Annotated in this window: 19 protein-coding genes; 6 read left to right on the top strand and 13 right to left on the bottom strand. The window is 63.7% G+C overall.

Features of this window, described 5'->3' with window-relative positions:
* Positions 1 to 509 precede the first annotated feature (509 nt).
* Positions 510 to 2,585: a TonB-dependent receptor gene (locus AAGA68_04065; protein MEM9384210.1), complete on the top strand. Its 2,076-nt coding sequence runs from the start codon at positions 510 to 512 to the stop codon at positions 2,583 to 2,585.
* Between the two features lie 15 nt (positions 2,586 to 2,600).
* Here the strand turns inward: AAGA68_04065 and AAGA68_04070 are convergent, their stop codons facing one another.
* From AAGA68_04070 to AAGA68_04110, 9 genes are all read right to left on the bottom strand, one after another.
* Complete coding sequence (locus tag AAGA68_04070; protein ID MEM9384211.1) at positions 2,601 to 3,791, bottom strand: deoxyguanosinetriphosphate triphosphohydrolase; 1,191 nt, start codon at positions 3,789 to 3,791, stop codon at positions 2,601 to 2,603.
* On the bottom strand, positions 3,788 to 4,876 hold the full coding sequence (gene aroB, locus AAGA68_04075; protein MEM9384212.1) for a 3-dehydroquinate synthase: 1,089 nt from the start codon (positions 4,874 to 4,876) through the stop codon (positions 3,788 to 3,790). Before aroB ends, AAGA68_04070 begins: the two co-directional genes overlap by 4 nt.
* Positions 4,873 to 5,475 carry a shikimate kinase AroK gene (gene aroK / locus AAGA68_04080; GenBank protein ID MEM9384213.1) on the bottom strand — a complete coding sequence of 201 codons (603 nt, stop codon included), beginning with the start codon at positions 5,473 to 5,475 and terminating at the stop codon, positions 4,873 to 4,875. Before aroK ends, aroB begins: the two co-directional genes overlap by 4 nt.
* A 100-nt stretch (positions 5,476 to 5,575) precedes the next feature.
* Complete coding sequence (locus AAGA68_04085; GenBank protein ID MEM9384214.1) at positions 5,576 to 7,519, bottom strand: Ig-like domain-containing protein; 1,944 nt, start codon at positions 7,517 to 7,519, stop codon at positions 5,576 to 5,578.
* A gap of 57 nt (positions 7,520 to 7,576) precedes the next feature.
* Positions 7,577 to 9,829, bottom strand: a complete 2,253-nt coding sequence (locus tag AAGA68_04090) for a type IV pilus secretin PilQ (GenBank protein MEM9384215.1) — start codon at positions 9,827 to 9,829, stop codon at positions 7,577 to 7,579.
* Positions 9,830 to 9,931: 102 nt separating this feature from the next.
* Complete coding sequence (locus AAGA68_04095) at positions 9,932 to 10,450, bottom strand: pilus assembly protein PilP (GenBank protein MEM9384216.1); 519 nt, start codon at positions 10,448 to 10,450, stop codon at positions 9,932 to 9,934.
* 41 nt (positions 10,451 to 10,491) lie between these two features.
* A complete protein-coding gene (locus AAGA68_04100) occupies positions 10,492 to 11,142 on the bottom strand; it encodes a type 4a pilus biogenesis protein PilO (protein MEM9384217.1) in 651 nt (216 codons plus the stop codon).
* The gene (locus AAGA68_04105) at positions 11,139 to 11,699 is read right to left on the bottom strand and encodes a PilN domain-containing protein (GenBank protein MEM9384218.1); all 561 of its coding nucleotides are present in this window, start codon (positions 11,697 to 11,699) and stop codon (positions 11,139 to 11,141) included. Before AAGA68_04105 ends, AAGA68_04100 begins: the two co-directional genes overlap by 4 nt.
* An 11-nt stretch (positions 11,700 to 11,710) precedes the next feature.
* On the bottom strand, positions 11,711 to 12,781 hold the full coding sequence (locus AAGA68_04110; protein ID MEM9384219.1) for a pilus assembly protein PilM: 1,071 nt from the start codon (positions 12,779 to 12,781) through the stop codon (positions 11,711 to 11,713).
* A 384-nt stretch (positions 12,782 to 13,165) separates the two neighbouring features.
* Between AAGA68_04110 and AAGA68_04115 the strand changes: the two genes are divergently transcribed.
* Both AAGA68_04115 and AAGA68_04120 read left to right on the top strand, forming a co-directional pair.
* The gene (locus AAGA68_04115; protein ID MEM9384220.1) at positions 13,166 to 15,814 is read left to right on the top strand and encodes a penicillin-binding protein 1A; all 2,649 of its coding nucleotides are present in this window, start codon (positions 13,166 to 13,168) and stop codon (positions 15,812 to 15,814) included.
* A complete protein-coding gene (locus AAGA68_04120; GenBank protein ID MEM9384221.1) occupies positions 15,783 to 16,490 on the top strand; it encodes a hypothetical protein in 708 nt (235 codons plus the stop codon). The genes AAGA68_04115 and AAGA68_04120 overlap by 32 nt, the downstream gene beginning before the upstream one ends.
* A gap of 485 nt (positions 16,491 to 16,975) precedes the next feature.
* Here the strand turns inward: AAGA68_04120 and hemW are convergent, their stop codons facing one another.
* The 4 genes from hemW to AAGA68_04140 all read right to left on the bottom strand — a co-directional run bounded on the left by hemW (position 16,976) and on the right by AAGA68_04140 (position 20,332).
* The gene (gene hemW / locus AAGA68_04125) at positions 16,976 to 18,121 is read right to left on the bottom strand and encodes a radical SAM family heme chaperone HemW (protein ID MEM9384222.1); all 1,146 of its coding nucleotides are present in this window, start codon (positions 18,119 to 18,121) and stop codon (positions 16,976 to 16,978) included.
* A gap of 100 nt (positions 18,122 to 18,221) precedes the next feature.
* A complete protein-coding gene (rdgB, locus tag AAGA68_04130; protein MEM9384223.1) occupies positions 18,222 to 18,824 on the bottom strand; it encodes an RdgB/HAM1 family non-canonical purine NTP pyrophosphatase in 603 nt (200 codons plus the stop codon).
* Positions 18,825 to 18,838: 14 nt separating this feature from the next.
* Entirely contained in the window at positions 18,839 to 19,552 is a 714-nt protein-coding gene (rph, locus tag AAGA68_04135; protein MEM9384224.1) for a ribonuclease PH, read from the bottom strand.
* Positions 19,553 to 19,585: 33 nt separating this feature from the next.
* Complete coding sequence (locus tag AAGA68_04140) at positions 19,586 to 20,332, bottom strand: protein phosphatase 2C domain-containing protein (protein ID MEM9384225.1); 747 nt, start codon at positions 20,330 to 20,332, stop codon at positions 19,586 to 19,588.
* Positions 20,333 to 20,546: 214 nt separating this feature from the next.
* Here AAGA68_04140 and AAGA68_04145 point away from each other — a divergent pair, with 214 nt between their 5' ends.
* From AAGA68_04145 to rpoZ, 3 genes are all read left to right on the top strand, one after another.
* Positions 20,547 to 21,440 (top strand): YicC/YloC family endoribonuclease, encoded by an 894-nt coding sequence (locus AAGA68_04145; protein MEM9384226.1) that lies wholly within the window; start codon positions 20,547 to 20,549, stop codon positions 21,438 to 21,440.
* On the top strand, positions 21,433 to 22,062 hold the full coding sequence (gene gmk, locus AAGA68_04150) for a guanylate kinase (protein ID MEM9384227.1): 630 nt from the start codon (positions 21,433 to 21,435) through the stop codon (positions 22,060 to 22,062). Before AAGA68_04145 ends, gmk begins: the two co-directional genes overlap by 8 nt.
* 76 nt (positions 22,063 to 22,138) lie before the next feature.
* Positions 22,139 to 22,429 carry a DNA-directed RNA polymerase subunit omega gene (gene rpoZ, locus AAGA68_04155; protein MEM9384228.1) on the top strand — a complete coding sequence of 97 codons (291 nt, stop codon included), beginning with the start codon at positions 22,139 to 22,141 and terminating at the stop codon, positions 22,427 to 22,429.
* Positions 22,430 to 22,525 lie beyond the last annotated feature (96 nt).

Below are 22,525 nucleotides of genomic sequence, written 5' to 3' on the forward strand. Positions count from 1 at the left end.
GGTGCGCGCCTGCGCGAGCTCCACAGCTCGCCTAACCCCTCGCCGGTACCCTGTTCCGCCGACATGCTTTCGCGCCCTCTGCAGCTCGTCAACGCGTCTCCGCGGTTACTAGCACCCGCCGCCTGGGTGCTTATCGCCGCCCTGTTGCTATCGAGCTTGGCGCTTGCCTCACATGAGCACTCGAGCGAGCACGAGGAAGAGCACAGTTGCGGCCTTTGCCTGTTGGCGGATCGGGACAGTGCGATGTCCTCGCCGGCACTACCATCGCCGATCCCGACCCTTGCGGTCGGCATACCGAGCAGGGTCGTTGCGCGCGCCGCTCCTAGCGGGCTGCGGTTCACTTCGATCCAGCCGCGCGCTCCACCAAGCCTTCGCTGACCTCGGATCGCCCCGTTGGGCGTCCCGATCCAATCGTTGGCTGGCCCTGCGTCGCGTCGCGGGCCCTCTGGTTCATGCAGAGCGTGCACTCAGCTCGCGCGCACCTGCTTCCTAGTTTCAGGAAACATGCTATGCAGCAAATCCACTCCCTACCACGCACCCCAAGGCGTAGGCCCTACGCCACCTGCCTCAGCGCCGCGGTCGGCGCTGCCTTAATCCTCACCCACGCAGCCGCGATGGCTCAGGATGAGGATGACGAGGACCGCCCAATCGATGAAGTCGAGGTCGTCGCGACGCTGCTCGACAATACGATCGATGAGATTGCCCAGGGCGTGACCGTGCTCCAGGGTGACGATCTCGAGCGCCTGATGTCGAATACGATCGGTGAAGTTCTGGCCCTGACGCCCGGTGTCACGTCGAGTGACTTCGGTGCCGGTGCGAGCCGACCGGTGATCCGTGGCCTCGGGGGGGCGCGCGTGCGCGTGCAGGAAGACGGCATCTCCACCCTCGACGTCTCCACCATTAGCGTCGACCACGCGGTGGCCCTCGAACCGCTGCTGATGGACCGCGTGGAAGTGCTGCGCGGCCCGGCTACCCTCGCCTATGGCAGCGGGGCTGTAGGTGGCATCGTCAACACGATCACCATGCGCCTGCCGGATGAGGTGCCCGAGGGTCTCGAAGGTCGCTTCCGCCTCGGCGGCAACACTGTAGCTAATGAAACCTCCGGCGCCCTGGCGTTGCGCGGCGGCATTGGCCAGATCGTCTTGCAAGTAGATGCCTCTGTGCGGGACCAGGACGACTACGATATCCCCGGCTTTGCTATCACCCTCGATGACTTCGAGGAAGAGCAAGAGCGCGGCACCGTCGCCAACAGTGCTCTGGAGTCCCACGCCTTCGGCGGTGGACTGAGCTGGATTGGTGAGCGGGCCTACTTTGGCGTCAATGTGAGCACCTTCAACACTACCTATGGGGTGCAGACCATTGAGGAGGAGGAAGGCGAAGAAGGTGAAGAGGGCGAGGAAGAGGAGGAGGAAGAAGGCATCAGCATCGACCTCGAGCAGACCCGCATCGACTTCAAGGGCGAGATTGAGCCGGCTGACGGGTTCATCAGCAAGGTCGAACTGCGCGGCGCCTACAACGACTACGATCACGTGGAGCTCGAGGGCGACGAGATCGGCACAACTTTCGCCAATGAGGCCTTCGAGGGGCGGGTTGACATCGCCCATCAGCCGATCGGCAACTGGGTAGGCTCCTTCGGCGTGCAGCTCGATTTACGCGAGTTCTCCGCCGTCGGTGCGGAGGCCTTCGTGCCCCCCGTCGAGACCACTAACGTGGGCGTTTACCTGGTGGAAGAGCTCGACGTCAATGATTGGTTCTTCTCTATCGGCGGTCGCTTCGAGACCCAAGATCAGGAACCCGTCGCCGGCGGCAGCGTCGATGATACGGCCTTCAGCGCCTCAGTCTCGGCCATCCGCACGATTGCTGAGGATCACCGCATCGGCCTGACCCTGAGCCGTTCCCAGCGTTTGCCCAGCGCCGAAGAGCTGTTCTCCGACGGTCCTCACCTGGCCACCAGCACCTTCGAGATCGGTGATCCCGACCTCGATGTAGAGACTTCCAACCACGTGGAACTGTCTTGGCGCTACGGTGGGGAGCGTATCGGCTTCGCCGCCACGGCCTACCTGACGGATTTCGAGGACTTCATTTTCCTTCGCGAGCGGGGCGACACGGAGGACGGCCTGCCGGTCTTCGTGTGGACTCAAGCGGATGCCGAATTCGTGGGCTTCGAAGCGGAGTTCACAGCGACGCTTGCCGAGTTCTCTCAGGGCGGTGACTTTGACTTGTCGTTGTTCGCTGATGCGGTGTCGGGTGAGCTGTCGGGCGGTGAAGACCTGCCGCGCATTTCCCCCGCGCGGGTGGGCGGACGCCTCGAGTATCATGATCGTCGCCTGACCACGGGTCTGGATATAGCGCACATCTTCGATCAGGACAACGTCGCCCCGTTCGAAACGCAGACCGATGGCTACACGATGCTGAATGCAGACGTTAGTCTCGTCCTCTCCGAGGATGGGCTGGTGCCGGTTGAAGTGTTCGTGCGTGCCACGAACCTTCTCGATGAGGAAGCTCGTCGCCACACGTCCTTCATCAAAGACCTGGCCCCGCTGCCAGGGCGCAACTACTCGATCGGCCTGCGCGGACGCTTCTGAGCGAGTCGGGCTGCCCTAACGTTGGCGGCGGGCCTGCTCCGCCGCCAACAGGGCATCGTATTCAGCCAGGGCGAAGCGGTCGGTCATGCCAGCGACGTAGTCGGCGACAGCTCGGGCGGCCAGGGCTTCGCGGTCTTCCGGTGCCGGCGTTTGGCGGATGCGCGTCACGGGTAGGTTGGGCGGTACACCCCCCGTGATGTCGGCGTAGGCCGCGTCGCGGTAGTGTTCGAAGAGGCGCCGGATCACCCGTTGTGCCTGGTCCGTCATCTCGCGCACGCGCGGATGTTGGTACAGGTTCGCCATCAGGTACTGCTTTAGGGTTAGCACACGAGGTCGCATCGTGTCGCTGAAGCTGATCAGCGGGATCTTCAGCGCACGCACATCCTCAAGGCTGCGCGGGTTCGCGTCGGCCAGCCGCTCGCGACTCGTATCTACCAGGTCGTTGACCAGAGCACCGATCATCCTCCGAATTACCTCGTAGATCATGCGCCGATCGGAGAGCTCGGCGTGCTCCGCGCGTACTTCACGGACAAAGCGGCCGACGAGGTCTACTTCCTGCGCAAGGGTGTCGACATCGAGGAGGCCCGCGCGAATGCCATCGTCCACGTCGTGGTTGTTGTAGGCGATCTCGTCCGCGATGTTGGCGAGCTGTGCCTCCAGGCTAGGCTGGTGGCCAGTGAGGAAGCGCTGACCGAGTTCGCCAAGGGTGCGAGCTACATCGGGCGCGCAGTGCTTGAGCACTCCTTCGCGGGTTTCGTAGCACAGGTTCAGGCCGTCAAAGAGGGCGTAGCGCTGTTCGAGAGTGTCCACCACACGCAGGGATTGGAGGTTGTGCTCGAAGCCGCCGAAGGGCCGCATACAGTCATTGAGCGCATCCTGGCCAGCGTGCCCGAAGGGCGTGTGGCCGAGGTCATGGGCCAAGCAGATGGCCTCCGTAAGATCCTCGTTTAGGCTCAGGGTGCGGGCCACGCTCCGCCCGATCTGGGCGACCTCCAGTGAGTGGGTCAGGCGGGTGCGATACAGGTCCCCCTCGTGATTCACGAAGACCTGCGTCTTGTAGACCAGTCGACGGAACGCAACCGAGTGAATGATGCGATCCCGATCGCGCTGGAACTCGCTGCGCAGGCGCGGTGGTGGTTCGTCAAAGCGTCTACCGCGAGAGTGCTCCGTGCTCGTGGCGTAGGGTGCCGAGGTGTGGGCGCTCAAGGCTCTGCTGCCGCCAGGGTTTGCATGAGTGCGCCCTCATCGAAGTCCTGCGTGACGATGGCGCTTCCGATCTCCTGAAGCAGTACCAACACAAGTTGGCCGTGGCGGTTCTTCTTATCCAGGCGCATGTGATCGAGCAGCTTTGCAGCACCTACCGGAGGCGGGGCGATCGGCAAGCCTAGGAACTGCAGGAGCCGAACGATTCGGCTCACTTCGGCCTCCTCTAGCCAACCCAGCCGCGCTGACATCTGCGCAGCCATCACCATGCCTGCAGCGACCGCCTCGCCGTGTAGCCAGCCGCCGAAGCCCATTGCGCGCTCGATGCCGTGGCCGAAGGTGTGGCCTAAGTTGAGCAAGACGCGCAGACCGCTGCGCTCCTGTTCGTCCTGCGCTACCACATCGGATTTGATCATGCAGCAACGCTCGATGGCCTGGGCCAGCACTGCAGGGTCGCGTGCGTTAAGGGCCGTGCTCGCTTGCTCCAGCCAGCCGAAGAAGGGAGCATCGATGATGAGGCCGTACTTCACTACCTCGGCAAGGCCGGCGCGATACTGGCGTTCATCGAGGGTGGTGAGCGTGTCCAGATCGGCGAGGACGGCACTGGGTTGGTGGAAGGCGCCGATGAGGTTTTTGCCCGCCGGGTGGTTGACCCCAGTCTTGCCGCCGACGGAGGAGTCGACCTGGGCGAGCAGTGTAGTGGGTACCTGGATAAAGCTGATGCCGCGCTGGTAGGTGGCGGCAGCAAAGCCAGCGACATCTCCGGTCACACCGCCGCCGAGCGCGATGAGGCAGCCGTCGCGTCCCATGCGTTGCTCGACCAGCGCATCGAGTATCAATGCCATGGTGTCCAGGCTCTTGTGCTCTTCGCCGTCGCGAAGGACTAAGCCCTCAAGGCGGGCGCAATGGTCTAGCAATCCTGCGCGCAAGCGATCGGCGTAGAGTGGGGCAACGACGTCGTTGGTGACGATGAGAGCCTGCCGCGCATCGATGAGTTGCCCCAGTAGCGCGCCGCTATCGGCGAGCAGGTTTTCTCCGATGTAGATGGGGTAGCTCCGGTTGCCCAGGGCGACTTCTAGCGACCTCAAGGGGAAGGTTCCTGTGCGTCCGGAGGAGTACTTGTGTCGAGGCCTTCACGTTGCTTGAGGCGGGTTATGAGCTGGCCGACCACAGCGTCTACCGTGCAGCCGTCCGTGGGAAGGGTAAGGTCAGCCACGGACTCGTACAGGGCGTTTCGGACGGTGGCCAACGCCTCAAGCGTGCGTCCGCGGTCTTCGGTCTGCAGCAGTGGGCGATGGTTGCTGTGGCGCGTGCGAGCGAGCTGCGTGCGCACGCTGGTGGCCAAGTACACCACCAGGCCCCGTTTGCTGAGCAGGGTGCGGTTTTCATCGGCCAGCACGGCGCCGCCACCGGTGGACAAGATAACTGGCTGTTTCGCCGTTAGTTCGGCAATCACTGCGCACTCTCGGCGGCGAAATCCCGCCTCACCCTCACGCTCGAAGATGTAGTCGATGTCCACGCCCGTGCGCTGCTCGATTTCGTCGTCCGTGTCGAAGAACGGCATTTGTAGGCGTGCTGCTAAGCGCCGGCCGACCGCCGATTTACCGGCCGCCATCGGCCCGACGATGAACAAGCGATCCTGGGGGAGTGCGCTACTAGCGTTGCGGGTGCTTTGTCTGTCGCCCATGAGGGGAAGTGTGCCCCAAGGGCGGGGCCCGGCACCAATGTGGAGCAGTGATGGGCCCAGGGCCGGCGGCACTGCTGCCGCCAACCCCAGCTGCTGCTTGCTAGATGTCGATGAAGCAGGAGAAACCGTAGCCGAAGGGGCTTACCGGCCCGGTAGCGAGTCCGTCCGACGCTGCGTTCGGATAGCCGTTCGCTGGGTCGAGTGCGACGCCGACTCCCGGGGGAGTCACCTGAATGCTGTTTATGTCCGAAGCTGCCGTCGGAAGGATGAAGGAGGCCGTTTCGCTGAAGCTTGACCCTTCCACATCGGTGCGCGCCTCGACGATCACCTGAAGCCAGCTGCCGAATTGCTGAGCGTAGCTAATGGCCGTTAGCGCCTCACCCGCCGCGTCGGTGGTCACCGTGCCTGGGATATTGGCGTTGTTACCAACGTCGATCTCACCGTTGTTGTTGTCGTCCTCGCCCGGATCGAGGAATCCGTTGCGGTTGCGATCTTCTTCATCGCAGACCACGTTGGAGATCACGAACCAGCGGTTGGCGACGGCGTCGCCCGCCCAGTAGCCCTTGATGTAGCGTTCAGTGAGTACGGACAGCTGGATGTCCACACCGGCGACACCGTTACCGTCTGCGTCACTGGCCTGAACGAGGAGGGGAAGCTCGTAGGTCGCATCGTCCACTTCGGTGATCGTGTTACCGGTCCCGAACGTGAAGAACACCTCACGTCGAGCAACGGTAATAGCTGCCACGTCGGTGATATTCGTATTCTGGACGCGTGCCGTGATGCGCACGCCTTCGCTCGCACTAGTGGAGCTGCTAGCCACGTAGAAGGTCTGCGCCTCGCCCTGCGTGTTGGTGATTGCCGTACCGACCGTGAGGCTGCCGTTGGTCACGTCGTCCAGCTCGAAGATCACCGTCTGGTCCGTGACGAGGTTGTTCTGTGGGTCACGGACGGTCGCTCGAATAGCGGACTGCTCGTTCGGGCCAATATTGAACGGATCTGCCTGCACTTCGATGCTCGCCGGTTGCGTGGCGATGAAGTCGATCGGAAGTTGCGCAGACGGGCCGTCACCGACCGCAGCCGTGGCGGTGATTACCGCGCGCCCCGCGTTGGACGAGGTAATCGTGTTCGTCGCCACGCCGTTGACCGTGATGACCTGCCCGTTGTCTGCGAGCGTGCCGCGGGTCGTGGAGAACTGCACGGGCTGCCCATCGACCGGCGCGCCGGAAGTCTCCCACCGCACCTGCACGGTCTGCATCGTGTTCAAGGGGACCCGCGGGGGATCCTGGTTGGCGTTGGGGGGCGTAGGGGTAACGAAAACGAAGGAATCGGTAGAGATTTCGAGCGGGAGTGCGCGCTCGATACCAAGGCCGCTCACCAGGATCTGATCCGTCCCACCATTCTGCGCCGTGAGGGAGAAGGTGACGTTGCCCTCAAAGTTGGTTTCTAGCGCGTCGGGCGTGATCGGATTGCCAAGCGACGACGTCACGGTGATTGGGACGCCTGCAATGCCGTTACCGTTACCGTCTACCAGCACGGTGGAATACTCCTGAACAGCGCCAATCACGATGGACCCAGGCCCAGCGATTGGGGAGAACTCCGTGCCGATGACTTGCACGGTGGCAGCTCCCGTCAGGGTTAACCCATCGATGCCTGAGGCGGAGGCAGTCACGGTGATGGTCCTGTTGGTGGGATCCTCCTCGGTGCTCAAGGTGGCTGTGGCTCGTCCGGACGCGTCCGTGGTGTCGCTGGCCACTGTCAGCACCCCTGAATCTGCCGCAAAGCTCACCGCGATGCCCTCGACGGCGATGTTGCTCTCGTCTATCACGCGCGCCGTAATGGTGACTGGCAGGGCGCCGTCGGACTGCAGGATGTTGCTCGATGAGACTACCGTTACTTCGGACAGGACAACCTGCGGAGTCTCGGGATTCTCCCCCTCGTCGGGGGGCTGCGGGTCCGGGGGGACGACCAGTGTTTGGTCACTCGAGCAGCCCATGATGAAAAGGGCGGCTATGAGGAGCAGTAGGAAACTGCCTGCCTTGCGCATGTTGGATGTTCCTCGAGTCAAATCGCTAAAGCCTGATGTCGCGCGTCGTCGAAGCGCCTAAAAGACATTCGAGCCTTCGCGCAGAATCTTCGGCGTGACGAAGATCAACAGCTCGGCCTTGTTGGAGCTTCGTGTGCTGCTTTGGAACAGACGGCCGAGCCCTGGGATATCACCGAGTACGGGTACCTTGCTCAAGGTCTCCGTCTTGGTCGTCTCGTAGATGCCGCCGAGGACGACCGTCTCGCCGTTGTTCACCAGCACCTGAGTGACCACTTCGCGCGTGTCGATACTGGGTACGAAACCACCGGTGGCGCTCGGCACCTGCTCGCCGATGCTGTCCTGGCTTACCTGCAGGTCCATGATGATGCGGTTATCAGGTGTGATGAGAGGCACGACCACTAGGCTCAGCACTGCCTCCTTGAAGCGCGTAGTGGTGGCGCCGCTGGCGGAGGCCTCCTGGAAGGGAATCTCGACACCCTGCTTAATGGTGGCTTCTTGCTGGTTGGCCGTGATCACGCGCGGGGTGGAGATGATTTCCCCTCGGCCCTCGGCCTGTAGGGCCGCCAGCTCCAGGTCGAGCAGGTAGTTTGAGTCGAGGATAGCCAGACCTAGGCGGCCCGCAGGCGTCGCGATCGGCACATTGACATTGAGGCGATCGTTAAGCGCGGGAACTGCCGTGGGGAACGGGCTGCCCGTGGTGTTCAGGTTGTTCAGTCCCGAGTTGACTATCGTATCGGCGCCCGCCGCACCACCGGTAATGGCGATGAGGCCGTCGCTGCCGTTTTCCTCCACGGCGGTGATGCCCGAGCGGATTCCAATATCGCGGCTAAAGTCATCGTTCACTATGACGATGCGCGATTCGATCAGCACCTGGCGTACGGGCACGTCGAGGGTGCGCACGAGGCGACGGATCTCCGCGAGCTTCTCCGCCGTGTCCTGCACGAGCAGCGTGTTGGTGCGCTCATCTAGGGTGACGCTGCCGCGCTCCGAAAGAAGCGTGCGTCGAGCCCCACCCCCGGGAATGCCTCCGGTCGCGCCCTGCAGGGCTGCGCCCTGGATCAGCAGCGCTAGGTCTTGGGCCTTGGCGTAGTTCACCTGAATGAATTCGCTGCGCAGGGGCGCGAGCTGTCGGATCTGGCTGGCGGCCTCGAGTTCGCGACGCTCGCGGTTGGCAATCTCCTCCGCCGGTGCCACGAGGATAACATTGTCCTTCTGGCGCTTATCGAGTCCCTTGGTTTGGAGCACGATATCGAGGGCCTGGTCCCAAGGTACGTTCTGCAGGCGCAAGGTGACGTTGCCCGCGACCGTGTCGCTGACCACGATGTTCTGGCCACTCACGTCGGCGAGCAGCTGCAACACGGCGCGCGCTTCGATGTCTTGGAAGTTAAGCGTGAGCCGCTCCCCCGTGTAGCGCTCGCGCTCCTCCTCCTCGCGGATTCTCAGCTCCTCCGGGGTCAGCGGCTTCAGCTCGACGGTGACGCGCTCATCGGACTGATAGGCGAGCTGATCGAAGGCACCAAATCCGGTCACGATGACCCGCGTATCCCGGTTCACCTGCATGGTGTCGATGGTCTTCACAGGGGTGGCGAAATCGAGCACGTCGAGGCGCTGCATCAGCTCCGACGGCACGGTGGTGTTCTTCAGCACCACAATGACTTGGTCTCCCTCCTGCTGCAGATCGACGACGGTGGAGGGATCGGATAGTTGGAGGACTACGCGTCCGGCGCCTTCTTCGCTGCGTCGAAAGTCGACGTTGCGTAGCTCGCTAGCGCTGAAGGTACCCGTGCGTGACGCTGGCGACGGGGCGTTAATGCCACCGGAGCCGAGCGGGGCGGTAGAGGCAGCCGCCATCTCCGCCTCCGAGGCAAGGGTGATGGTAACGGTGTTGCCCTGGGCGGCGGCGGTGTAGGTGACGGGGTTGTCGAGGTTCAGCACCACGCGCGTACGACCGGCGGCCTCGGCGGCCACCACGCTGTTCAGCAGGCCGATGCCTACATCGCGGCGACGGCTGCTCAGCGCCACGCCCGTGTCGGCCAGGTCGATGGAGATGCGGGCGGGATTGTCGATGCTGAACGTGTTCGGCTCGGGTGCCGGACCGCGCATGCGCAATACCAGCTGCACCTGTTGGCCGGGCAAGGTTACCACCTCGATGTCGTCGAGATAGTTGGAGAACTCGTTCTGGGCCAGGGCGGGGCCCGTCGATCCCAGCAGCAGCGCCGCCAGCAGCGTAATGGCAGACAGCCACATCGCCGCGTTAGGCGGCCTCAACCACCGCCCCATGGCGCAGACACCCAGAACTTCACGGTTCATGCTTAAGCCTCGACAATTGCATTCAGGCCACCGGGATCTCCCTTCGGATTCCCGGTGTCCATCGCTAATCCAACATCCAACGGGTCGCTACGACGGCACCGATCAATCCAGCGCAACGGCCGCCTCGCGCTCGATGAAGCCATCGATACCGTTCGGTACTAGCTCAGTCAGCTCAATGGCGGCATCGGTCACCGCGTTTACCCGGCCGTCGTACTCGCCCATGTACTGCCCTGGCAGCACCTGGTGGACCAACCCGTCCGCATCGCGCACGAGCCCGTAGTAACTCCCTTCGATCTCCAGCGTGCCAACCATGCGCAGGGAGTCGAGGGAGAAGCTCTCGAGATACTCCTTGCGTCGATTTGGATCGGGCCGCGGCCCATCGCTAGCCGCGGGGGCGCGCTGCGCCAACTCCGTGTCCGGCTTGAAGGGCGAGCGGAGCTTCGTGGCTGAATACTCGAAACTTTCGTAACTCTTGATCTCGGGCAGCGGTTCGATGCGCCCACCCGGACGCCCCTTGATCGACTGCGTGTAACGCTGCAGATCGGACATATCCCGGTTCACGCAGCCACCGAGGAGTAAAATGGCGCCCAGGGGCGCCAGCGTGATGAGTGTTCGCCACACGGGACTTGATCGTCGTAACGGGTCGATAGCGTTGGGTTTACTCACTGGCCCGTACTCTCATCTTCGTCGTCCAGATAGCGATAGGTCTTGGCGGTGATGTCGAGCTCAAGGCTGTTTCCGATCACCGACGCGGGCAGGTCGTCGTTGCGTCGACTGCCCCTACCGGATCCAGTAGGTTTGATCGTGATGTTGTGCAAGGTCACGATGCGCGGCAACGAAGCGATGCCGCTCACGAACTGACCGAACTCGTGGTAGCTACCGTTTAGTCGGATGCGGATCGGCAGCTCTGCGTAGAAGTCTCGCTCGATCTCCTGGCTCGGCTGGAAGAGCTCTTCCTCCAGGCCAGCGGCGAGGCCGGTCTGCGAGATGTCTGTCAGTAGGTTCGGCACCTCGGTCTGCCCTGGGAGCTGGCGCAGCATGGTGCCGAACTCCTGCTCCATCTGGCCGAGCTGTACCTTGTAGGCATCGAAGTTGGCCGCCAGGCGCTGCTTGGCTTCGAAGCGTTGACGTAGGGACTGCTCTCGGCCCTGCACCTTCTCAAGTTCTTCCACCTTCGACTTGACCACGAAGTAGTACATGCCGCCGGCGGTGACGCCGACGAAGATCAAGATGATGAAGATGCCACGGAAGACGAGGGGCCAGCGGCCGATGTCGTTGATGTCTAGGTTGCGAAGCTGCTCCAAGAAATTCATGAGGCTGCCTCGTCGGGCGTTTCCGTCTCGGGGGCGCCCTGGCTCACGAAGATCGTGAACTCAATCGACTCGCCGCGCTTCTCCAGGATGTTCAGACCGGCGTCCTTGAACCACGGAGAGGTGTCCAGGTCGCGCATGTAGTTGGATACGCGCGTAGAGGACTGGGCGACGCCCTTGATCAAGATTCGCTTGCTGTTCTGCTGCACGCTCTCCAGGTAGACCCCTTCGGGTAGCGTGCGCACTAGCTCATCGAACAAGTGCACCATCACGGGGCGGCTGCGCTGCAGCTCATCGATGATGCCCATGCGGGCGATTAGCCGATCGCGGAGGTCCTCCAGGGCGCGGATTTCCTCGATTTGCTTGTCCAGCTCGGCGATCTGGGTGTTGAGGTACTTGTTTCGGTCGCGCTGGTGGTCGATGCGAGCCTGGTAGGTGGTGGCGGCGTACCACACCACGAAGGCGCCTAGCGCCACGGCCACGCCAGCGGCGATGCCGAAGTTCTTCTGCCGTTCTTGTCGGAGCTCTTCGCGCCAGGGCAGTAGGTTAATGCGAGGCATCGGTTACTCCGTTAGTCGAAGCTGCGCAGGGCCAGGCCGCACGCCGTGAGTAGGGCCGTGGCGTCGGTGGTCACGCCCGCGGCTTTGGCGCGCGAGGACACCTTCAGGGTACCGAGCGGGTCGCCCTTCACCGTAGGGATGCCCACCTTGCTCTGAATCAGTTCTGCCGCCCCGGGGATGTTGGCGCAGCCGCCGCAGACGACGATTTGATCAGGTTGCTCGCGGTTCGAGCCGGACGCCAGATAAAACTGTAGTGAGCGGCTTACCTGCTGGGACATGTCGTCGATGAACGGCTCAAGGACTTCCGGCCCGTAGTTGCTCGGCAATCCGCCTTCTTTCTTGAGGCGGCCGGCTTCGCCCATCGATACGCCGTAGGTTCGCATGATCTCTTCGGTGAGCTGTTGGCCGCCGAAGGCGAAGTCGCGTGTGTAGTCCACGCTGAGGTTAGTGAGCACGCTGAAGGTGGTGCTGCTGGCGCCGAAGTCGACTACCGCGACGGACTTACCGACGCCCTCATCGGGCATCTGGTGACGCATCAGCTGGCAAGCGTTTTCGAGCGCGAAGGCTTCCACGTCGACGAGGCGAGCCTTCAAGCCAGCAGCCTCCACCGCGGCTTGGCGCTGCTCCACGTTCTCAGAGCGTGTAGCCACGAGGAGCACGTCGGACATGCCGGTGTCCTCATTCCTGCCCAACACTTCGAAATCGAAGCTAACCTCTTCCAAGGGGAACGGGATGTACTGATCGGCTTGCAAGCTGATCTGGTCCTCGAGGTCGGCCTCGCTCAAGGACGCAGGCATCTGGATGACCTTGGTAATAGCAGCATCGCCGCTGATCGCGACGGCTGCCTCCTTGGCCTTCGCGCCAGCGCGGCGGACCGCTCGTCTAATCGCCTCGCCGACCGCGTCAACGTCGATCACGCTTTTCTCGTTCACCGCGTTGACGGGCGTCGGCTCGGCGGCGTACGCGTCAACGCGATAGGTGCCCCCAGCGTCCGACAGCTCAAGGAGCTTCACGGAGGAGGTCGTTATGTCAAGGCCCAGAAGAGGCCTTACTGTGTTGCCGAACAGCGTCAGTTTTGCCATGTGGAATAGGGAGTTGGCTCAAAAATGTGTGCAGTCACACGAGCTTTCGTTGACTATATACCAAACGCTGGAGGGCGCAAGGCGGGACATATGTTCAACCCGCCGGGGATGCCCTTGCAACCAGCAGGACCTTGTCGACGCTCCGGCGCCGGGCGCGCTGCCCACGGTCGTCCTGGAGGGGTCGGCAGCCCGCGCGCGACAATAGCGTGCCGCACCAGCCGCGATTTATAGCAGCCGTTCTTGTCAACCTTCGTGAAGCATTTCACACAAAGCGGCGAATCGGGACGAGCGGTCACGATATACTCCCGATCTCCGCGTACGGGGACGCGAATTGCACGCGTTCTATGCCCATCACCACACCCGCTGACGCCCGTTCGGTAGCCGATGAAGCCTGTCGTAAAGCTCCTCTCCGTCCTGCTCTCCCTCACCTTCGCTGGCGGCGCCTTCGCCCTGCTGGCCGCGGCGGCGGCCTACATGTTTGTGGCCGAGTCGCTGCCGGACGTGGATACGCTGAAGAGCGTGCAGCTGGAGGCGCCGATGCGGGTCTACTCCCGCGACGGCCTGCTGATCGGCGAATTCGGCGAAAAGCGGCGCATTCCGGTGTCCTACGAGCAGCTGCCTCAGCAGGTGATCGACGCCTTCGTGGCGGCGGAGGACGACCGCTTTTTCGAACACCCCGGGGTTGACTACCAGGGGCTCGCGCGGGCGGTGCTGGTGCTGGCGCGCACGGGGCGGGGCAGCCAGGGCGGCAGCACCATTACGATGCAGGTGGCGCGCAACTATCTGCTGACCCTTCGCCACTCCTACGTGCGCAAAGTGCGCGAGATTTTCATCGCTCTGAACATGGAACGCGTGCTCAGCAAGCAAGAGATCCTCACGCTCTACCTGAACAAGATCTTCTTCGGCCAGCGAGCCTACGGCGTGGCGGCAGCCGCCGAGGTGTACTTCGGCAAGCAGCTGCACGAGCTGCGACTCGATGAGATCGCCATTCTGGCTGGCATCCCCAAAGCGCCCTCCGACCTGAACCCGGTCAGCAATCCCGATCGCTCTAGGAGCCGGCGCGACTACGTGCTGCGCCGGATGCGCGAGCTGGGCTACATCGGTGCGCAAGCGCACGAGCTGGCGCTGGCGCAGCCGATTAGCGCGTCCATCCACGGGCCGCGGGTAGAAGGCGAGGCGGCCTACCTGGCAGAGCTGGCCCGGGCGGAGATGGTGGAGCGGTACGGCGAGCGTGTGTACGGCAGTGGCCTGCGCGTCGTCACCACCTTAGATTCCGAGCGCCAGGAAGCGGCGGTGGCAGCCGTTCGCGACGCGTTGTTGCAGTACGACCGTCGCCACGGGTACCGCGGTCCGGTGGATCTGCGCGACCTGGAAGAGGTCGGTCGGACGCCTGAGCAGCTCGACGCGATGCTCGGCGAATACCCTGACCTGCCCTTGCACGAGCTCGCCGTGGTGACGGATGTCGACGAGGCCCGGGCACTCGTGCACGTGATTGCGCGGTCGCCGGGGCAGGTGCCGCTCGACGGCGTAAAGTGGGCCCGTGATTACATCGATGAGTCTCGCGCGGGCGGCACGCCGGCCCGTGTAGGGGACGTGCTCGCCGTCGGCCAGGTCATCTACGTGCAACCGATGGAGGCCGCCGACGCTGGGCAAGCCACGCAGGCGGACTCCCCAACGCCCGACGACCCTGGATTAGCGCCGGTACCCGTGCTGTGGAAGCTCGGTCAAGCGCCGGCGGTTCAAGGTGCCCTTGTTTCCCTCGATCCTCGCGACGGTGCGGTGTCGGCCATGGTTGGCGGTTACGACTTCCGTCTGAGCAAGTTTAACCGCGTGAGTCAGGCCAAGCGCCAGCCGGGATCATCATTCAAACCCTTCGTCTACTCGGCCGCCCTGGAAAACGGCTTCACTGCCGCCAGCGTGCTGCCGGACGCGCCGGTGGTCTACGACGACCCGGGCATGGAAGAGGCTTGGCGCCCGGAGAACTACGAGCGAGAGTTCCGCGGCCCCATGCGCCTGCGTGAGGCGCTGGTAGCCTCGCGGAACTTGGTGTCGATTCGCCTGCTCCGCGAGGTCGGGATTCGCCAGGCCATCGCCCACATCGGCGAGTTCGGTTTCGATCCCAAGGAGCTGCCGGCGAGCCTTTCCCTAGCGCTTGGTAGCGCGAGCCTCACGCCTCTGCAGGTGGCCACCGGTTACGCCGTGTTGGCTAACGGAGGCTTTGCGGTGAGCCCCTATCTGGTCGACCGGGTAGAAAGTGCCAATGGCGAGGTGCTGTTCGAGGCGACTCCGAGGATCGCATGCTTGCCTTGCGAGCGTGCCCTGGAGCTGGGAGCCCTCGATGCGGCGGACGGCGCTTCGGCGGCTGCCGACGCCGACCGTGGCGTAGTCGCTCGCCTGGCGTCCTTGGACTCCGATGTGGCAACGGCGACGACCTCGGCGAGTGACATGCTTCCGGCCGAGTGGCCGAGCGCCGATGTGGCCTGCAGCCGCGTAGAAGGTTTCACCGGTGGCTATCCCATCGCTAGCATGGCGCCGCGCGTTGTGTCCCCGCAAAACGTCTACATCATCACCGACATGATGCGCGACGTGGTGCGCCGGGGCACTGGGCGTGCGGCCTACCGCCGCCTGCAGCGCAACGATCTGGCAGGCAAGACGGGAACCACCAACGAGCAGCGTGACGCGTGGTTCAGCGGTTTCAACGCTGACCTTACGGCGACGGTCTGGGTGGGCTTCGATGAGTTCACGCGCCTCGGGCGCGGCGAGGTGGGCGGCCGTGCGGCCCTGCCGGCGTGGACGGACTACATGGAGTCCGTGCTGACAGGGCGGGCAGAGCATTCGCTATCCGAGCCCTACGGGTTAGTGCGGGTCAAGATCCGTCCGGACACGGGCGAGTTAGCCCGAGCTGGAGAGAGCGGCTGGGTCCAGGAGATCTTCCGCCAGGGCAACGCGCCGGAGGCGGCCCTGGATGAGCAAGTTCCCTCCTTCTTTAACGATACAGGCGATGGCGACGCGGAAGACGAACCGATCTTCTAGGGGGCGCGGTGCCCGCGGTAGCGCGCGCCGGGCGTCGGCCCACGGCCAGCAGGCGGCGGATCAGCAACGTACGGTGATCGCCCAGCAGGCAGCGCGCCTGGTGCTCGATCAGGGTATCCGCGATTACGGAGTGGCCAAGCGCAAGGCCGCGGAACGCCTGGGTGCAGTGTCGGCCGCATTGCTGCCGAGCAACCGCGAGGTCGAGCAAGCCGTACTCGAACACCGTCGCTTGTTCGGCGGGAGTGCCGCGCTCGATCAGCTTCATGAGCTGCGCAAGGGCGCGCTAGAGGCTATGCGGTTTTTCTCCGCCTATGCGCCTCGCCTGGTTGGCGCCGTACTGAGCGGAGCCGTGTCCGAGCACACGCCGATCACCCTGCATCTGCACACGGACACCGCGGAAGACGTGCCCCGGCGTCTGCTCGACGCCGACATGAGCTTTGACACCTCGGACGTACACCTGCGCTACCTCAGCGATCGAACGCAACGTTGCCCACGCCACCAGTTCTCGGTTGATGGTCTCGACTATGAGGTCTTGGTGTTGGCGGTGGATGCGATTCGCGAGGCGCCCGCCAGTCCGGTGGATGGACGGCCCGAGCGTCGCGCGAGCCTAAGCGAGGTGGAAGCTCTAGTGGCCAAGCCACCGGAGCCTCCTGCCGACCTGCCTGTGGCCGACTAGGCGCTCTTCCTCAACCGTGTATTTTCTGCGGACCTTATCGACGCGTGCGGCTGTCTTGCGTCGGCTCGGCGCCAGACTTAAATGGCGGGGCGATCCCTTGAGGATGGGGAAGTTAGCGGCTTTGAACCGAGCCCCCTATGCTCGCAGCCAGCTCAACAAGCGTCCAGTCTCGCGCGTCAATCCGATCCTCACCGTCTTCTCATACCGACTCCGGTGATCGCCGTAAGTGACGGTAATGTGACGGCTTTTACGCCGCTTCTGGGGGCTGTGGATAACTGTGTGGATTACGCGACTGGTCAGAACTTCACCAGCTTGTCTCAGATTTATAGACAGCCCAGCGGAATTTTCTAGACGAAAGCTTGACAGCTTTTCTTTTCAGTGAGTTATGAGTGCAGCAAAAATCCGTGAAGATGACAGTCTGATGTCAACCCGCGATGTCACCTCTGTGCTGCTTAGTGTGAATAACGACGAGTTAGGCTGGTGGCTCAATCGATAAATCGGCTTTGTAGGTCGTTCAAGAAGGCGCGCCCGCGGCTGGTTGGCTGCCAGTGGCCGTCAACCGGTTGACGCATTAGGCCATCCACCGCGGCGGCTTCCAGACGCGGACGGATCAGCTCCCGGGAAACGCCGACGCGCTTCTCGAAGATCTCCTCGGAGAAACCGCCTACCAAGCGAAGGGCGTTGAGCATGAATTCTCCGGCGAGCGCTTGCCCCAGGATGGTCTCTGAATGCGCCACTCGCTGCGGTGTTTTCGCCGCCGTCAGGTAGCTGCGGGGGCTTCGCGCCTTGCGCGTGCGGGTGATACTGCTGACTCGATGGGAGTGCTCATCGAGGTTGGAGCGCTTGCTGTGGGCGCCCGCGCCTATGGCCAGGTAATCACCGAAGCTCCAGTAGTTGAGGTTGTGGCGCGCGCGGGCGTCGTCTCGGCATGCGTAGGCGGATACCTCGTAGGCGCGCAATCCGGCGCGCTCGAGTCGTGCTTCGCTGGCCTCACGCATATCGCCTGCGAGGTCTTCTTCGGGCAGCCCGGCTGGCTCGTAGCGTGCGAACACCGTATTCGGCTCGATCGTTAGCTCATAGTGCGATAGGTGTTCAGTCCCGTAGTCGATTGCTCGCGCAAGGTCTTCTAGACAGCCGTCGAGAGTTTGCCTGGGGAGTGCGTACATCACGTCGAGATTGATGCGGTCGAAGTGAGCCTGTGCCTCGCGAATCGCGCGATCGGCCTGTTGCGCGTCGTGAATGCGCCCTAGGTCGCGCAGGTGTCCTTCGTGGAAAGACTGAATTCCTAGTGATACGCGATTGATGCCTGCCGCACGCAACTCGGAAAAGGTGCCGCGTTCAACGGTCCCCGGATTGACCTCTAGGGTGATCTCCATTTGCTCGGGGCAGGGCAACGTGCGCGCGATGCCGTCCAAAAGGCGGCCGAGCTCGTTTGCGGGCAGCAGGCTCGGTGTTCCACCACCGATGAAGATACTCGTTAGGTTTCCCCCTGGCCAGGGAGCCTGCTCTAGGTCGAGTCGAAGGTCGTCGAGGAGTGCATCGACGTACTCCGTGGCGGGTAGTTCGCCGCGCAGATGGTGGGAGTTGAAGTCGCAGTACGGGCATTTGCGCACGCACCATGGGATGTGCACGTACAGGGTCGTTGGTAGGTGCGCAGGTGGCGCTTGTGGGCGCTGAGGGCGCGAGCCCTCGGGCGCGATGCCTGCGTGCGGCGGTGATGCCACGGGTCTGTCAGCCGCCTGGCCTTGCCCGCATTCGCTCGGCCAGGCTGGCGAGTGCTTGGGCACGATGACTGACACGATTCTTCTGCTCTGCGCCGAGTTGGGCGGCCGTCTGCTCGTAGCCATCGGGCACGAACACAGGATCGTAGCCAAACCCGCCGTCTCCGCTGGGAGTGGTCGTGATCCGCCCCGGCCACCTGCCGTCAGCCAATAAGGGCATTGGGTCAGTTTCTGAGCGCATCAGTACCAGCACGCAGTAGAAGCTCGCCGTGCGCTCGCCGGCGGGAAGGTCTGTTAGGGCTCCGAGTAAGCGTGCCACGTTATCCGCATCGCCAGCGTAGGGGCCAGCGTAGCGCGCCGAGTGCACGCCGGGTGCGCCGCCGAGTGCGTCCACCAGAAGCCCTGAGTCGTCAGCCAGTGCGGGCAGTCCGCAGAGGCGTGCGGCATGGCGTGCTTTGATGATGGCGTTCTCGACGAAGGTCGTGCCCGTCTCGTCAGCGGTCGGCACGTCGAAGTGCGATTGGGGCACCACTTCGATCTGTAGCGGCGCAAGCACCGCAGTGAGTTCTCGCAGCTTGCCGGCATTTCCGGAGGCGAGTACGAGGCGCTCCATGATCGTGCCTGCCGTCAGTCGGTCGCCAGCGCCGTGCGCTGAAGACCTATCAGTACTTGGCAGCCGAAGGACGCCAAGTTGAGCATTTGATCGAGTTCCTCGCGCCGAAACGCGTGCCCCTCGGCCGTGCCCTGTACTTCTATGAAGGCGCCGGCGTCGTTCATGACCACGTTCATATCGGTCTCGGCTTGGCTGTCTTCTGCGTAGTCGAGATCGAGCACGGCCTGACCCTGGTAGATGCCTACGGAAACCGCCGCCAGATTGCCATGCAGCGGGCTTTCCTTCAGGGCGCCGGCGCGGATCAGGCCGTCGATGGCATCCGCGAGGGCCACGTAGCCGCCGCAGATGGAGGCGCAGCGGGTGCCACCATCGGCCTGCAGGACGTCGCAGTCGACAGTGATCGTACGCTCGCCCAGGGCGCTTAGATCACAGGCCGCGCGCAAGGAGCGACCGATGAGGCGTTGTATCTCCTTGGTGCGCCCGCCCTGGCCACGTGTCTCGCGAGCGCTGCGGGTCGTAGTGGCGCGGGGCAGCATGGCGTACTCGGCAGTCAGCCATCCGCTGCCGCTACCCCGACGGAAGGGCGGCACGCGCTCTTCCACGCTAGCGGTGCAGAGCACGTGCGTATCGCCGAAGCGCACCCGCACCGAACCCTCGGCGTGTCGGGTGAAGCCGCGTTCGAAAGTGACTTCGCGAAGTTGATCCAGCGCTCGGCCGCTTGGGCGCATCCGTTCGATATCCGTCCGTGGCGTGTAGGAAGTCTAGCTAGAGAGCAAACGTACCACTGCCGCGGTCGTGTTGTCGGCGTATGGAGAGTTGGCAGCGACGGCGATCGTCGCCAGCGCCTCTAGCTGCTGCTGCAGGTCATCAGACTCCTTCGCTCCAAGCGCAGCCACCTCGGTCTCCTTCAGTCCACCCCACAGGCCATCGGAACAGAGCAGGATCCGGTCGCCGGGTTCCAGCTTGCGCACGGGCGAGACGTCCATGCCTGGATACTCAGGTTCTCCCCCTAGGCAGAATTCGACGTAGTTGCGCATGGGATGGGTATGCATGTCTTCTTCGGAGATCAAGCCCTCGCGGCGCAGCAGCTCCACGTGGCTGTGGTCGCGCGTGCGCTGGAGTACACGATCGCCACGCAACAGGTAAATGCGACTATCGCCCACGTGGGCCCAGCACGCTTCGCCCTCTTGGATCAGGCAGGCGGCGCAGGTAGCACGCGGCTTGGACGCCATGGGCAGCGACTTGCCCAGGGTGACCACCGCATCGTGTGCATCGTTGATGGCGAGGCGCAGAAAGCCCATGGGGTCGACCAGGGGACGTGGGCTGGAACGAAAGGCATCGACGATCGTATCGATGGCGACCTGAGCCGCCTTCTCGCCGTCCGCGTGACCCCCCATGCCGTCGAGCACGGCGAGCAGGACGCAATCCTGCTCCGCGACGATGGCGACGCGGTCCTGGTTGGTCTCGCGCTCACCGGGGTGGCTGGTCTTCGCGGATTGAATTCGCAACGGGTGCTTTGGCTCGGTTGTCGGCCGCCGCTCAACGAGCGATCGATAGGCGGCCCTCGGCGGGCGATACGCTGACCGGCGGCATGTCACCTCTTGTGAACACCGCTGCTCAACTCAGAGTCTAGCGCTAACTTGCGAGTCACATCCTGCACGGCGTCTTCATTTCCTGCAACAATGCGAACGCAGTTCACACACCGCGAAAGACCCGTTTTCTGTGACCAGTAAACCCGCTCCCAAGCCCCTTCGTGGCATGACCGGCTACGCGCGACGGGAACTCCGTGGCGAGGGGCTGGGTATCGCCTGGGAGCTCCGTTCGCTAAACCACCGCTACCTCGATCTCTCTTTGCGCATGCCCGAGGAGTTTCGCTCCCTAGAGGCGAAGACCAGGGCGCTCCTCGGCGAGTCGCTGCATCGTGGCAAGGTCGAGGCGTCCCTGCGCCTGATCTCGGTCGACGCTGCCGGCGCGCAGCGTCTGGAGCTCGACCAGCACCTGCTCAAGCAGTTGCTGGGGGCTGTCGGTGAGGTGCGTCGCCAGGTCGCCGATCCCGGCGCAGTAGACCCCATGAACGTGCTCGCTTGGCCAGGCGTGCTCGCGAGTCCTGCGCCCGATCTGGCACCGCTGGTGGCCAAGGCCGAGGGCTTGCTGCGCGACACGCTCGGCGATTTGCTCGCGGCGCGCCAGCGCGAGGGTGAACGGATTCGTGAACTGCTGGAGGAGCGGGCGGGTGCTATCGGTGAGCAGGCCGCTGCGGTGCGCGAACAAGCACCAGCTGTCCGCCATGCTCTGCGCGCGCGCCTGGAGCGACGTTTGGTGAACCTGAACATCGAGTTCGACGACGGCCGCTTGGAGCAGGAGTTGGCGTTGGGGCTGACCCGTATCGACGTGGACGAGGAGCTCGATCGCCTGCAGGGCCACCTCGAGGATTTACGTCACGTGTTGGCCGAAGGGGGCCCCGTAGGGCGACGCCTGGACTTTCTCATGCAGGAGTTCAACCGTGAAGCGAACACCCTTGGCTCCAAAGCCCAAGACACGCACGGCACACGCGCCGCTGTGGAGTTGAAGGTTTTGATCGAGCAAATGCGTGAGCAGGTGCAGAACCTTGAGTGATTCCGCGGCGCCGCCAGGTGCCTTGTTCGTGATCTCGGCGCCGTCAGGTGCGGGCAAGACCAGCTTGGTGAAGGCGCTGATCGAGCGCCATCCAAACGCCTGCGCGGCTGTTTCCTACACCACACGAGCGCAACGTCCTCGTGAGGTGCATGGCAGGGATTACTTTTTCGTCTCCGCGGATGAGTTCTCCCAGCTGCGCCAGGCCAACGAGTTTTTGGAATGGGCCGAGGTGTTCGGCAATCACTATGGCACCAGCCGCACGCAGGTGGAGTCGTTGGTGCGCGAGGGGCATCGCGTCATCCTGGAGATCGACTGGCAGGGCGCGCGCCAAGTGCGCCAGCAGATGCCGGAGAGTCGTCTCGTGTTCATCTTGCCCCCGTCGCGGGAGGAGCTGGAGCGGCGCCTGCGCAGCCGAGCGACCGACGATGAGTCGGTGATCGCCCGTCGCCTGAGCGAGGCGGAGGGCGACATGGGGCACTGGGCCGAGTTCGACTACGTCATTGTCAACGACGATTTCGAGCGTGCGGTGACGGAGCTTTGTGACGTGCTGGACGGCAGGGGCAGTTCGCTGCGCACGGATCCTTCCCAACCGCCGTCACCTGCGGGCCACAAAGCTGGCTGATTCGGGTACGCTATGCGGTCGGGTGCTCGAATGGTGAGCACATCTGAATCGGATCCCACCTTGGACTGAGGACTGCATGGCCAGAATAACCGTCGAGGATTGCCTGGGAAGCGTCGACAACCGCTTCGAACTCGTGCTCGTGGCGTCAAAGCGCGCCCGCAAGCTCGCTAATGGCGCCGAGCCGTTCGTCGAGATCGAGAACGACAAACCCACGGTGGTCGCCTTGCGTGAGATCGCACTTGGCTACGTGGGGCCAGAGATTCTGGCCGAGCAAGAGGTGGTGGAGCCCGATCCGGTGGAAGCCGAAGCGCTCGCCGCGCAGGAATCCGCCGATGTCCCGGCCCAGCAGCCAGACCCCGAGGCGTAGCTCCGCACCTTTCGGTGCCCCAGGCCCTGCAGGCGCCCAGCGCCAGCGGGGCGTCGGCGGTCGCGCCCTGCCTCATCCGCCGCGCGGGGGAGGCCT

The organism is Pseudomonadota bacterium, assembly GCA_039193195.1.
Taxonomy (GTDB): Bacteria; Pseudomonadota; Gammaproteobacteria; order Steroidobacterales; family JBCBZW01; genus JBCBZW01.

Excerpts from the sequence above, each read along its gene's own strand:
- AAGA68_04065 (MEM9384210.1), top strand. The coding sequence starts at position 510 with ATGCAGCAAATCCACTCCCTACCACGCACCCCAAGGCGTAGGCCCTAC.
- aroK (MEM9384213.1), bottom strand. The coding sequence starts at position 5,475 with ATGGGCGACAGACAAAGCACCCGCAACGCTAGTAGCGCACTCCCCCAG.
- AAGA68_04085 (MEM9384214.1), bottom strand. The coding sequence starts at position 7,519 with ATGCGCAAGGCAGGCAGTTTCCTACTGCTCCTCATAGCCGCCCTTTTC.
- AAGA68_04090 (MEM9384215.1), bottom strand. The coding sequence starts at position 9,829 with ATGAACCGTGAAGTTCTGGGTGTCTGCGCCATGGGGCGGTGGTTGAGG.
- AAGA68_04100 (MEM9384217.1), bottom strand. The coding sequence starts at position 11,142 with ATGAATTTCTTGGAGCAGCTTCGCAACCTAGACATCAACGACATCGGC.
- AAGA68_04105 (MEM9384218.1), bottom strand. The coding sequence starts at position 11,699 with ATGCCTCGCATTAACCTACTGCCCTGGCGCGAAGAGCTCCGACAAGAA.
- AAGA68_04110 (MEM9384219.1), bottom strand. The coding sequence starts at position 12,781 with ATGGCAAAACTGACGCTGTTCGGCAACACAGTAAGGCCTCTTCTGGGC.
- AAGA68_04115 (MEM9384220.1), top strand. The coding sequence starts at position 13,166 with ATGAAGCCTGTCGTAAAGCTCCTCTCCGTCCTGCTCTCCCTCACCTTC.
- AAGA68_04120 (MEM9384221.1), top strand. The coding sequence starts at position 15,783 with ATGGCGACGCGGAAGACGAACCGATCTTCTAGGGGGCGCGGTGCCCGC.
- rdgB (MEM9384223.1), bottom strand. The coding sequence starts at position 18,824 with ATGGAGCGCCTCGTACTCGCCTCCGGAAATGCCGGCAAGCTGCGAGAA.
- rph (MEM9384224.1), bottom strand. The coding sequence starts at position 19,552 with ATGCGCCCAAGCGGCCGAGCGCTGGATCAACTTCGCGAAGTCACTTTC.
- rpoZ (MEM9384228.1), top strand. The coding sequence starts at position 22,139 with ATGGCCAGAATAACCGTCGAGGATTGCCTGGGAAGCGTCGACAACCGC.